Source organism: Xenorhabdus sp. XBWT (assembly GCF_059072735.1).
Genome location: NZ_CM180990.1, coordinates 2,626,613 through 2,638,555, shown reverse-complemented (window position 1 = coordinate 2,638,555; position 11,943 = coordinate 2,626,613). Strand labels below are relative to the sequence as shown.

The following is an 11,943-nucleotide window of genomic DNA, read 5'->3' as shown; positions in this document are numbered from 1 at the left end:
ATTAACGCCTAACATGACGTCCTGTTGTAGGATCATATTCATATAAAATATTACCACTCTCATCTGAGTAACTTGGGTAAAGATGTGAGAATGGTGAAGCTGGGCGCTGTTGGTTTCTTCTTTCTATCATTTGCACGACATTTTGAAAGGTCTGAGAACCATGTACTATCCGTGGAAGTATATTTTGTTCATAATAAGCTAAGTCTATATCAAAATTATGCCTACTAAGAACAAGGGACCTCCTCGAACTCCTCGAACCTAGTATGGCAGAATAGAAGCCTAATTCATTGATATTGCGATTAGCTGTGCTATTGGTGATAAAGCGGAGTTGATGTTGATCTAAGAGTTGCGCAACGTAAGCACCAAAATTCCTGCCATAACCTGTTATTGCTAATGAGTTCACCCCATTACTTGAGCGATACACTTGTATATTCTCATTTTGACGTAGTACTCGGTAAATATCGCGATGAGTATCACTCATAACTACCTCCAACAAAAGAAACATATTTATAACGATCCCTACCCCCATCTCCACCACAAAACAAGCGAATAATCCTTAACTATAAGTTACTCTCTGAAACTAAACACAATATTTCTTTACCCATTCCCTTGAGTGGTTAAAGCAATAATCCCTGCCATCCTCCCGTACCTATCGCGTACCCAACGCATACGGGCGGGTGGCATTTTTATTTAATAAAAATACTTTTTCTTGAAATATATATTATTGTAGAAATACCACAAAGCTGGTCTCCCAAATTTTTTATGGGAGATCCAGCTTATCCAAATGAGAAACTAAATTAGGATTCGGATTCGGCAGTTAATGAGGATACAGATGCAGAATAGAGAAAAGCAGCCCAATCACTATACCGACAAACAAATATAGAAACAGGTTTTGAGGATAATGGGCTTGCTAACTTTTTAACTTTGTCCCTGATCTCTGCCGCAGAATTTGACGAGAGTCCAACGTAAGATCCGGTAGGTAAGGCCATTAATTCTCCGGTGTTGTATCTAATTGTGTTCCTAAAATCAATTATTCCCATTGATTCATTCAGGTAACTGTATTCTTTTAAAGTTGCACCAAAGATTTCAACACGAACCATGTAATTAAACATATATAGCCCTCTCTTTTATTTAAGAAAAAATTAGATTATGTATTTTGTCGACTACAGAAATTAGAAGCACATTTCCATCTATTTTTTGGAGTGCGTAATGAATATAGCAGATGTTAATTTTATCATGCCATATCAATAAACCACAGTAATTTGAGGAAACAGGAATTAAAATGAGAATTAATAGTAACTGATAATATAAATCAGACGACAGATTAAGAGTAAATAAATATAATTTCAAGGTTTTGTATTCATAAAATATTTTGATTTAAAATTCATTATTTTTTAAAAAACCTAAATAGATATATGGACGCCGACTAAATTACAGTTGGTATCCATATAAGACATTTAGATATTCTTTATATGCCCATCTTCTAGCTTAACTACCCTGTCTGCCATTCCAAAGTAAGAGTCATCATGAGTAATAACAATAACGGTTTTACCACACGCCTTTAATTCAGGTAATAATTCCGTATAAAACACTCTTTTAAAAACTGGATCTTGATCTGCCGCCCATTCATCAAAAATATAAATAGGACGATCCTCCAGATAAGCAGAGACCAAAGCTAGTCTTTTACGTTGGCCAGTAGATATATTTATGGTAGAGAATTTTCCATCTACTATTTTTACTTTATTATCCATGTCTAATTTCTGAATGTAGTGAGTAGCTTTATCAGTAATATTTGAATCTACAGTGAGCAGTTCTTCAAACAAGTGAAAATCAGAAAAAACAGCGGAGAAAAACTGCCGATAATACTCATTGTTAGAAGCGTTCATTTCTATCCCATTCAGCACAATAGAGCCAGAATCACATTGAAACAAACCAACCAATAACATTGCCAAAGTGGTTTTACCACTGCCATTACCTCCTATAATAAAAACAATCTCTTCATGGTGTATTTTAAGATTTAATGGCCCAAGAACGAATTGGCTATCTTCCTTATCGCTTGAGTAATGATGGACAACATCTTGTAACTCAAGTAATACCTTTTTTTTCTTCTCTTCTAAGAAAGGATTAGGCTTATCAGAGTATACAAGCTGAGATTCCTGCAATTCCTTATCCAGTTGCCGCATTTTTTTCAAGGATACACCCGCCGTACGCAATTCGGGTATAGCTCCCATAACTTCACCAATAGGGCCAACTAAAAAGAGCATAATCAAGACTACTGTAACAAGAACACCTGGTTCAGGTTGCCACCAGTTTGGTACCACAAAAACCATAAAACCAATTATTATGTAAAACATAGTATCTGCTGAATTTACTACCCATGCGAATCTTACATGGCCCTTGATAAATATTTTTCTCAAATGTTCGGCACCATGCATAATAACTTGATTAATAAATAATTCCCCACGATTAGAATTTAACTGCAGTTCCTTGCTACCATTTATAAGATTTTGAAAATTAAGATAAATACTATCAACCTGATCTCTAATCTTGTCCAGCATTTGGGAGGGTTTTTTCTCTAAGATGTGAAATCCATACATCAGTGTGCCAAAACAAACAGTCAGGATTAAAAATAGCACCCAAGATACCCAAGCCAAATAACTAAGACAAGCCACAATAAGAATGGTATTACCAAATACCATTGGCGCTAACGTACATGAATTTGAAAATACATCAACATCTTTGGTTAAAACAGCTAACAGTCTATGACGTCCAAGCTCTTGCTGCTTTTTAAATGGTGTTCGCAGTAGTTTATTACTAAGATTGATACGTAGTGACAATATTGCAGATTGAGTTAAATGTAGCAACGCAATCTCTGCGGCTGCTTTACTAAAAAAATAGACTAAACATAATATAAAGAAAATATATGAAATAGAGTAACCAGGAGACTCTATTGCTTTGCTCACTATACCAACTAGTGAGGCAGCAGAACCTCCAGATACTAATGCGCTTATCATAGAAAAACACAGCAACTTCCAAGAGTGAGCATAAAGATATCTAATTAAATTCATAATAATCCATTTTTATTTTTAGCACGTTATCAATAATTACATTTGGATTCGAACTAATAAGAGCCACAAGTAATCATGATGCGATATGACTATTTTAAATAGACAGTCTAATATTTCAATGAAAATAACATTTAACAAAATAACTGACAATAATTATTAGGAAAAATTCATCAATGAAATTATGTTGCATATAAAACTAATTCATGAAAAATAGTCACTCATTTAACTTAAGGGAAAATAAAAAAATTCAAAATATAATTTCAAAAAAAGAACAACTGCTGGACTGGTTCTTTCTCCATTAAGTCGTTATCTAAGATCAATGTGAAGGTTTCGGCATGACAACCCGCTTTCGCTACCGTGATTTTAGTCATTTTTTCATCATATTTAGGGTCAGTTTGTTTTACCGTTGGGCCGCTATGCTCCAGACAATACCTACCTGAGAAAGGTAATTATATAGAGCACATAATAGACATCACTCAGCCAGTATTGGGATTTTTGACGATTGATCAGATCGCAAAAATCGGACTGAGTTCCCTCTAAATAATCTACTATTTTGAAAAGTTATCTAGCTGAGTCAATTTGAAGTTAATATGTAATTATAGGTTATACTATTTGTTAATAACTCATCTAATTATGGTGTGCTTATGTGGAATAGCTATCCTCAAAGAGGAAATATGCAGTTACTGGAAAATTTTCTGTCACCGATCGATGCTCACATTATCCTAGGTAGAATGTTATCAGAAGGTATCTATGCGGTCGTGATAGATGAAGACATTATATGGAATAACTATATGTGTTCTCAGGCGTTTGGCGGAGTTAAGCTTCTTGTTCATCAAGCCGATATAGAACGTGCGAAATCGATACTTTGCCAAATTGAAGATAACAAGTTTATGTTGGATAACTCTGAGCCTAATTTAGAGAATGCTAAATCATCAACATTTCAATGTTGGTCTAATTCGTTGATGAATACTTTTTTAGTTATTTTATTGTTTTTAACAATAGGAATAGCATTGCCGTTAAAAACTAACTTTCATTCTTCTCCTTAATGCCATGAAAAAATAAGGTAACATTTCAATTAATAACCAAATGTAATTAAAAATTTCAAATAAAATACTGGCAATGGTCATAAAACTTGAAGTATGAAGCCCCGCACTGCAAAGTGCAGTTATTCATAAAACCGCACTAATGACTGAAAAGGAAGAATTCATGATGACGGTAATAAATATTATTCTTTTCAGGCCAGCTTATAGCTAATTACTAAATCACATTAGAGTTAATTATATTCAATGGATTTCGAGATGCAGTCAACAAAGTTGCAGTTTGCAAGACGGAAGAAATAGCTCAACAAAATAGAGCGACGATGTGAGTCAGTCGCTCTATAAACATTTATTTGATATTTTGGGATAAAGCATGTCTTGTTTGTTCTTTACATGCTTTGACGGATTTATTCAGTGATTCATCAAAATTCTGGTTGTTTGGAAATGCCCGCTTATTTTTTCTGACTTCTGTGACAGTTTGTTTGATAGAAGCAATAAACTCATCCTTGTTGCTATGGATTTCTTTAAGATCAAATCCCTTATGATTCAAATTACTGAAAACTCTCTGGGCTATTACATCTGGTGAATCGTTAGTTTTGAATGCATCTACGGAGGCTTTTCCAAATAAATCACAGTAAGTTTCTGCTGTTTTATTGATATTCGCATGAGCGGCATAAGAGAAAAATGGGATAAGGAAAAGTGGCAGTAAAAGACGTTTCATAATTTCCTCTTGATCGACTATGACCATGATAGTGTTGACAATATAAACAATAGTACATTATTAACTGTTTGTGCTGGATCTCAGTGAAAAATTGAACTTATTGAGAATACGTTTATTAGTTTTCCTTTTCCACACATTCGCCTCTTTTACATAGGGCACGGAGTGATTTTATAGGATCATTTTTACCATTGATGTTAATGCGGACGAGAAGTTTGACATTTTTGTCAGTAATTTTGAGAGCATCAACTTCAAGATAATTTCCAGAACCCGCTGAGAGTTTGGATACAACCAATTCTTTGGAACCATCTCTGTCAATATCAGCAAAGGTAATTCTCGGCTTATTGCTGTCATCGAACACTGAACCATCCCGGGAAAAGATCCCTCCGGTTTCAAAATCTATAAGTTCTTTATCTCTGAAAACGGCGATGGAATAGCTACCAACTGAGGCATTTTCCAGATCACCCACTGACAGGACTGCAAATCGTGTATCAGGCAAGTGAATCAATGTTCCATTTTTTGCGATTACGGGTGTTGATAACGATAGGGTGATTAGAGAGAAAATGGCAATGTTTTTCATAATGTTACTTATACGCATAAGCAATACTCCATTGTCTACCCATATTCATGGGCTAAGATTTATATCGTAGCACGAATTTTGGAAAACTATATTCCTCATGAAAAATGTCACTCAAACTCTATTTGATATCGGTGGTATTTTGTTCAATCACGAAGTAATTATTAATTAATTTTATGTTTTATGTGTGTTTTATAATAGTGTTCTTGACGATAACGAGATAAATAATAGAGAAATATTTTGTGATGGAGGAGGTTTTAGGTGTGATGATTGAATTTTATTTCATTGAGAAGATATCAGTAGAATCAGCGGGAGTGGTGACTCCCGCTCCTTTTGTTAACTTCAACATATATTAAGCTCTATGTGCTGTTTTTTTCTATTTTTTCGACAATTTTATTGTACTCTTTCCAAACAACCGATACTGGTGAGCTTAAACAACAGATAGAGATTGAACCACCTGTGGCAGGATGGTACTCATACTTTGATTTTCCTCTATAAACTCTTTTTGGCAGTATGTTGTCTGCGGGATTTTTTCTTTTTCGCTCTAACATCAACTATAACCTCGCTTGCAGATTATCTGATAGCCAGATAGTGGAATATTAACATACTATTAACTTGTTATTGTTGTTTCCTGCTGCAAAAATAACAATCAAAAATTTTAATACGGTATGGTGGCTTTTTCCAATTATCACAGTATTAAAATTTAATAATCTCATTTTGAGAAAAATATTGCTATATGTTTTCAGAAATATTAGAGAGTTCAACATTAAATTTTGTAATTATTTTTATGTTTTTAATTGATGAGGTTATTACAACTCAGGTTATTTAATAGTGCATAACTATCTAAATTTGTTTAATGCACTCATATGATATAGCGCTAATAACTTTAGATTAACACCTATTTTTTATATGGTTATTGTATTGGAATTGTTTTTCATTGGTTGTATTTAGGTTATCAGTTAGTTTCCATTTTAAGTTTGGTTGTTAATTGATTCATATTGTTTTCTTATATTTAGCAGAGGAATTGGTTCGTGCTAATTACTTATAATATACGATTAATAGGCTTGAAATAGGGAATGATGCGTTTATGAGTATTAATGTAAATGTTCACGAACGCTAAACTAAATGTAAAAATTTCATTAAAAGTTACCCATTGAAATAGATATTGTGTTACATTCTTTCTGTTTTACTGACTTAGTATCTCTGTGTTTCTTGTATACAGCCTTATGTTACTTGTTAATTATAAAGGAAATTACACACAATAAAATTTCGGCGGATACTGCATTATGGTCAGCTAATGTTTGCTAATTAGTAAGGGGAAAATATCTTGACGGATCTGATTAACTTCATTAACAACGTTCTTTGGGACTACGTACTAATATACTTGCTCCTCGGGGTTGGCCTTTACTTCACATTGCGTTCTGGTTTTATACAGCTTCGTCATTTTGGTCACATGTTTTCAGTTCTGAAAAATAGTAATAAATCAGATAGCTCTGGTATTTCATCTTTTCAGGCTTTATGTACCAGCCTTGCTGCTCGTGTAGGAACCGGTAACTTAGCAGGAGTCGCTATTGCAATTACTGCTGGTGGGCCAGGGGCTATTTTTTGGATGTGGGTAGTGGCATTTATTGGTATGGCGACTGCCTTTGTTGAAAGCACGCTTGCTCAGTTGTACAAGACGAAAGACGATCAAGGAAATTATCGCGGTGGCCCTGCTTACTATATGGAAAAAGGGTTGAAGAAGCGATGGATGGGGATTCTGTTTTCATTCTTTCTTATTATCGCGTTTGGTCTTGTATTTAATGCTGTTCAGGCAAGTTCAATTGCGGAAGCGGCTTCTTTTGCTTTTAATATCAAACCATTTTATGTTGGTATTGTATTAGTCATTTCTAGCGGTGTAATTATATTCGGCGGGTTGCGTTCCATCGCAAGAGTTGCGGAATTTGTTGTACCGTTTATGGCGATTGCCTATTTCATACTGGCACTTTGGGTTGTTGGCCACAATATTGAACGTATTCCAGAAGTATTTGCATTAATTATTAAGAGTGCTTTTGGTCTTCAGGAAGCAATAGCCGGAACATTAGGTTATGGCATTTCTCAGGCAATGTTGCAAGGTGTTCAACGTGGATTGTTTTCGAATGAAGCGGGAATGGGTTCTGCTCCAAACGCTGCGGCATCGGCTTCTCCATACCCACCGCATCCGGCTTCGCAGGGCTATGTGCAGATGTTAGGGGTGTTTATGGATACCATCGTTATCTGTAGCGCCACCGCAGTCATCATCCTCTCTTCTGGTGTTCTTAACGAAAATGTTACTGCCATCAGCGGAATTGAATTGACTCAGCGGGCACTGTCATCGGCAGTTGGACATTGGGGAACGACATTCATTGCTATTGCTATTTTCTTCTTCGCCTTTACATCTATCATTGCTAATTACGCTTATGCTGAAAGTAATATGATATTCCTTGAGCGTAACCACACTGCAGGCTTATTTATCCTGCGCTTGGCATCACTGGGAATGGTTATGTTCGGCACATTAGCGGATGTTCCTTTGGTTTGGAATATGGCTAATGTATCGATGGCATGTATGGCTATTGTTAACTTGATTGCCATACTCTTGTTGTCAGGTATCGCAATGAAGCTTGTCAAAGATTATAACCAGCAGAGAAAATCGGGACAGTTACCAACATTCAATATCAAGGATTATCCAGAAATTCAGCAGCAAGTTGAAAAGGGTATTTGGGATAATGATATGTTAAATAATAATCAGAAGACGTAATTGCTGGATATTGGAAGTTAGAGGTTTATATCCAACAGATTTCAGATTATCGCGTAACTAATAAAGCAATAATTTGAAAGGCAATCGGAATATGAATTACAGAATGTGATTCATATAAGATGACCATAAAAGCCGGACATTCGACTATTCCTTGAATGTCCGGTTTTTATTTGTACGTTAGATCCTGTCTGAAACTAAAAAACATCACATTTGCTTTAGTTTTATCTATTATATAGATATCCGAACATAGTTATTTTAACGTTATCTTTTCTTTTTAAATAGCAGCTAGAACATGATAAAAAAATTAATGGCATGTGCATTTATTACTCTGTTAGTTGGTTGTTCTTATTCTCCTGAGCGAGAAGAGAGAAATGGTTATATTGTCGACTATTCTTATCCTTATTCGACCAATCAGGATATTGATTCGATTAGATTCCTTGTTTTGCATTATACTGCTTTGAATGATAGAAAATCTTTACAGGCATTAACGGGAGGTAATGTTAGTGCGCATTACCTCATTCCATCTCAGACAACGTATGAAAATAAAGAGCCGATTATTTTTCAATTAGTCCCAGAAAAGCAAAGAGCATGGCATGCAGGAAAAAGTGAATGGAATGGATATCAAAGTCTAAACCGTTACTCTATTGGTATTGAAATTGTTAATTGTGGTTTTAAGCAACAGTTTATTAAAAAGGAGTGGTGTTTATATCATTTATCACAAATCGATGCAGTGATTAGATTGGCCAAAGATATTATTCAGCGATATCAAATTAAGGCGGTCAATGTTGTTGGCCACAGTGATATAGCTCCACTTAGAAAAAAAGATCCCGGTCCGGTTTTCCCATGGCAGTTACTTTATGAGCAAGGGGTTGGTGCTTGGCCTGATCACGGGACTGTTAATAAATATTTGGCTGGAAGAAGTCCTGATATGCTTGCATCAGTGATTTCAATACAGAAGGCACTGTTTCGGTATGGTTATAAAATTCCTCAAACAGGGGTATTGGATGATGAAACGCATAAAACGATTCAGGCATTTCAGATGCATTTTCGTCCATCCGATATTAATGGTACACCTGATGCTGAAACCGAAGCGATTGCTTTGGCTTTGGTCGAAAAATATCAAGAATAATTTATGCTTAATTCTATTGAAATAGATGCATGAATTTCAAAATGCAGTACTTATCTCTTGAGAAGGCCTCTGAGGAACATAGGTAACCGTATGTTTATAAAAAATGGAGGGATGAGTTAGATAGCCAACAAAGCTGCAACTTGAAAAATGATAGGTATAGAGCGCAACCATTTGTTGGGGTAGAAGAGATATTAAAAGTGGAAAGTAAGTAGGGCGGCCGAGATAAGTGGCCGCTGATGATACTTACCTCATGATTCACAGTCACAGGTCAGATGCAATGGGAGCTTCACTTCAAGTTCCATATCTATGCTCTGACGAAAATCATAAGGTGTAATGCCATATTCTTTACGGAACATATATGTGAAATGAGATTGAGATCCGAAGCCGAAATCCAAGGCTATATCAAAAATAGGTAAAGAACTGTTTCTCAGCAGAGAAACTGCGCCAGCCAAGCGCCGTTGTCTTATGTACTTTCCAAGCGATATCCCTGTGACTTCTTTGAATATTTTCTGCATGTGCCAAAGGGAATAGCCAGAGTAAGCAGCAAGCTCTTCAAGATGAATGACACGGCCAAGATGGTTTTCTATCCATTTACTCAGTGCGTATACAAGTGCTAAGTGATTATCTTGTGTCATTACAATTTTAAATTGGTTAAAGGTGGGGAGAAGTATACACAACTTCTTTTCAAGATGACAAAACCCATCATTGTGGGCAGTGGCAATAATAAAACCAAGTGCTTCCGCGCGTAAAAACTTTTTATCCTATTTCACTAGGATGTTAACTACAATGAAATTAATCCAAGGTGGTTGAATTGAAAAATAAAAAAGTGGTTTTAACATTGTGCCTAATAGTAGTGTGTCTGTTTTTGTATTTGTTGGCATTGGATGTACCTTGTGAACGAGGCAACGGAGAATTTGAATTAGGTGTTTGTTCTATTACCCGCTACATACCTTTTTGATCTCTATCTCAATCATTATCCTGAATGTATGTGTGTTAACATACATACATGGTATTCATTCTTTGTAAATGGTGTTTTAATATCCATCTGATTCTAATTATAGACTAAATATCGAGTTAAATCAGCACATAACTAAAATTCATGATAGTTGAGACAATTTAAGCTCGACAAATTTTATGAAAATTGGGAGAGTGAGGTGATTCCTTTCTCTTTTCAGACTCAAAAAATACTCAGGTTCAAAAAAACAAATAGAATAGCTTTTAATGAGACGGATTCTAAGCACCGCAAAAAGAGGACTAAATGGCAGGACAACAAGAACAATCCACGCTTAAGCGTGGTTTAAAGAACAGGCATATTCAACTTATTGCTCTCGGTGGTGCAGTAGGTACAGGGTTATTTTTAGGTATAGCTCAAACCATCAAAATGGCAGGGCCTTCAGTACTACTTGGGTATGCAATTGGCGGATTTATTGCATTCTTGATTATGCGCCAATTGGGCGAGATGGTCGTAGAGGAGCCAGTCGCAGGGTCATTTAGCCACTTTGCTTATAAATACTGGGGCGATTTTGCGGGGTTTTTATCAGGTTGGAATTATTGGGCAATGTTCATTCTGGTCGGAATGGCAGAACTGACGGCCGTAGGCATTTATATCCAATATTGGTGGCCGGAAATTCCGACATGGGTTTCCGCAGCAATATTTTTTGTGCTGATAAATCTTATTAATTTGATTAATGTTCGATTATACGGTGAAACTGAATTCTGGTTCTCTATCATTAAAGTTACTGCGATTATTGGCATGATTTTCTTTGGAAGCTATTTGCTGATCAGCGGTAGTGGCGGCCCACAGGCAAGTGTCACCAATTTATGGCTGCAGGGCGGTTTTATGCCTAATGGGGTTTCCGGCTTGATCATGGCGATGGCGGTAATCATGTTTTCGTTTGGTGGATTAGAAACGGTAGGGATCACTGCGGCAGAGGCGGAAAATCCTGAGGAAAATATTCCAAAAGCAACCAATCAAGTCGTTTATCGAATCCTACTGTTTTACATCGGCTCACTGGCTATTCTGCTTTCACTTTATCCTTGGGGGAATGTAGTCGAAGGTGGTAGCCCATTTGTTTTGATTTTCCATGATCTGGATAGCTTTTGGGTGGCGAATGTCCTGAATATAGTTGTATTAACGGCAGCATTATCTGTTTATAACAGCGGCGTATATTGTAATAGTCGGATGCTTTATGGTTTGGCTAAACAAGGCAACGCGCCTCGCATTCTGACAAAAGTGAATAAACGTAGTGTACCTGTTTTATCTATTGGGTTATCAGCGTTGGCAACATCAATGGGTGTACTGATTAACTATGTTATACCGGGTAAAGCGTTTGAGTTGTTGATGGCATTGGTGGTAACAACGCTGGTTATTAACTGGATTATGATTTGTCTTGCCCACCTGAAATTCCGCGCAGCTAAGAATAAGGAAGGCACTAAGACAAAATTCCGGGCATTGTGGTACCCGTTTGGAAACTACCTGTGTTTAGCGTTTCTGGCGTTCATTCTTGTTATTATTCTGATGATGCCATCAATTAGTATTTCAGTTATTTTAATGCCATTCTGGATTGGTGTATTATGGCTGGGTTACTTAGTAGCCAAAGCAAAGAAAAAGGCTGCTTAATTCTTAATCTATTTCAGC

12 protein-coding genes are annotated in these 11,943 nt (G+C 36.1%); 5 read left to right on the top strand and 7 right to left on the bottom strand.

From position 1 onward, the window contains the following. Nucleotide 1: 1 nt before the first annotated feature. The 3 genes from AC5JQI_RS11455 to AC5JQI_RS11445 form a co-directional block, all read right to left on the bottom strand. On the bottom strand, nt 2-481 hold the full coding sequence (locus AC5JQI_RS11455; protein ID WP_493912250.1) for a hypothetical protein: 480 nt from the start codon (nt 479-481) through the stop codon (nt 2-4). A 316-nt stretch (nt 482-797) separates the two neighbouring features. Continuing rightward, nucleotides 798-1,112 carry a type V toxin-antitoxin system endoribonuclease antitoxin GhoS gene (ghoS, locus tag AC5JQI_RS11450; protein ID WP_237385152.1) on the bottom strand — a complete coding sequence of 105 codons (315 nt, stop codon included), beginning with the start codon at nt 1,110-1,112 and terminating at the stop codon, nt 798-800. Nucleotides 1,113-1,457: 345 nt separating this feature from the next. Beyond that, complete coding sequence (locus tag AC5JQI_RS11445) at nt 1,458-3,068, bottom strand: cyclic peptide export ABC transporter (RefSeq protein WP_493912249.1); 1,611 nt, start codon at nt 3,066-3,068, stop codon at nt 1,458-1,460. 644 nt (nt 3,069-3,712) lie between these two features. Here AC5JQI_RS11445 and AC5JQI_RS11440 point away from each other — a divergent pair. Beyond that, on the top strand, nt 3,713-4,114 hold the full coding sequence (locus tag AC5JQI_RS11440; protein ID WP_493912248.1) for a putative signal transducing protein: 402 nt from the start codon (nt 3,713-3,715) through the stop codon (nt 4,112-4,114). Nucleotides 4,115-4,454: 340 nt separating this feature from the next. Here the strand turns inward: AC5JQI_RS11440 and AC5JQI_RS11435 are convergent, their stop codons facing one another. From AC5JQI_RS11435 to AC5JQI_RS11425, 3 genes are all read right to left on the bottom strand, one after another. Next, nucleotides 4,455-4,826, bottom strand: coding sequence for a hypothetical protein (locus AC5JQI_RS11435; RefSeq protein WP_493912247.1), 372 nt, complete (start codon nt 4,824-4,826; stop codon nt 4,455-4,457). Between the two features lie 115 nt (nt 4,827-4,941). Then, nucleotides 4,942-5,421 (bottom strand): PliI family lysozyme inhibitor of I-type lysozyme, encoded by a 480-nt coding sequence (locus AC5JQI_RS11430; protein ID WP_493912246.1) that lies wholly within the window; start codon nt 5,419-5,421, stop codon nt 4,942-4,944. A 338-nt stretch (nt 5,422-5,759) separates the two neighbouring features. After that, complete coding sequence (locus AC5JQI_RS11425; RefSeq protein ID WP_167366747.1) at nt 5,760-5,951, bottom strand: hypothetical protein; 192 nt, start codon at nt 5,949-5,951, stop codon at nt 5,760-5,762. Between the two features lie 776 nt (nt 5,952-6,727). Between AC5JQI_RS11425 and AC5JQI_RS11420 the strand changes: the two genes are divergently transcribed. Beyond that, complete coding sequence (locus AC5JQI_RS11420; RefSeq protein WP_237385147.1) at nt 6,728-8,176, top strand: alanine/glycine:cation symporter family protein; 1,449 nt, start codon at nt 6,728-6,730, stop codon at nt 8,174-8,176. A 295-nt stretch (nt 8,177-8,471) separates the two neighbouring features. Beyond that, the gene (locus AC5JQI_RS11415; RefSeq protein WP_493914668.1) at nt 8,472-9,305 is read left to right on the top strand and encodes an N-acetylmuramoyl-L-alanine amidase; all 834 of its coding nucleotides are present in this window, start codon (nt 8,472-8,474) and stop codon (nt 9,303-9,305) included. 248 nt (nt 9,306-9,553) lie between these two features. On the opposite strand, the gene AC5JQI_RS11410 is transcribed toward AC5JQI_RS11415, so the two are convergent. Beyond that, the gene (locus AC5JQI_RS11410) at nt 9,554-9,940 is read right to left on the bottom strand and encodes a helix-turn-helix domain-containing protein (protein WP_237385146.1); all 387 of its coding nucleotides are present in this window, start codon (nt 9,938-9,940) and stop codon (nt 9,554-9,556) included. A 167-nt stretch (nt 9,941-10,107) separates the two neighbouring features. On the opposite strand from AC5JQI_RS11410, the gene mgrB reads away from it, so the two are divergent. Beyond that, nucleotides 10,108-10,263, top strand: a complete 156-nt coding sequence (gene mgrB, locus AC5JQI_RS11405; protein WP_493912245.1) for a PhoP/PhoQ regulatory lipoprotein MgrB — start codon at nt 10,108-10,110, stop codon at nt 10,261-10,263. Between the two features lie 300 nt (nt 10,264-10,563). Then, complete coding sequence (locus tag AC5JQI_RS11400) at nt 10,564-11,925, top strand: amino acid permease (RefSeq protein WP_493912244.1); 1,362 nt, start codon at nt 10,564-10,566, stop codon at nt 11,923-11,925. The last annotated feature ends 18 nt before the right edge of the window (nt 11,926-11,943 follow it).

Coding starts and splice junctions, on each gene's coding strand:
- AC5JQI_RS11425 (WP_167366747.1), bottom strand. CDS start 5,951: ATGTTAGAGCGAAAAAGAAAAAATCCCGCAGACAACATACTGCCAAAA.
- AC5JQI_RS11430 (WP_493912246.1), bottom strand. CDS start 5,421: ATGCGTATAAGTAACATTATGAAAAACATTGCCATTTTCTCTCTAATC.
- AC5JQI_RS11440 (WP_493912248.1), top strand. CDS start 3,713: ATGTGGAATAGCTATCCTCAAAGAGGAAATATGCAGTTACTGGAAAAT.
- AC5JQI_RS11435 (WP_493912247.1), bottom strand. CDS start 4,826: ATGAAACGTCTTTTACTGCCACTTTTCCTTATCCCATTTTTCTCTTAT.
- AC5JQI_RS11445 (WP_493912249.1), bottom strand. CDS start 3,068: ATGAATTTAATTAGATATCTTTATGCTCACTCTTGGAAGTTGCTGTGT.
- ghoS (WP_237385152.1), bottom strand. CDS start 1,112: ATGTTTAATTACATGGTTCGTGTTGAAATCTTTGGTGCAACTTTAAAA.
- AC5JQI_RS11410 (WP_237385146.1), bottom strand. CDS start 9,940: ATGACACAAGATAATCACTTAGCACTTGTATACGCACTGAGTAAATGG.
- AC5JQI_RS11455 (WP_493912250.1), bottom strand. CDS start 481: ATGAGTGATACTCATCGCGATATTTACCGAGTACTACGTCAAAATGAG.
- AC5JQI_RS11400 (WP_493912244.1), top strand. CDS start 10,564: ATGGCAGGACAACAAGAACAATCCACGCTTAAGCGTGGTTTAAAGAAC.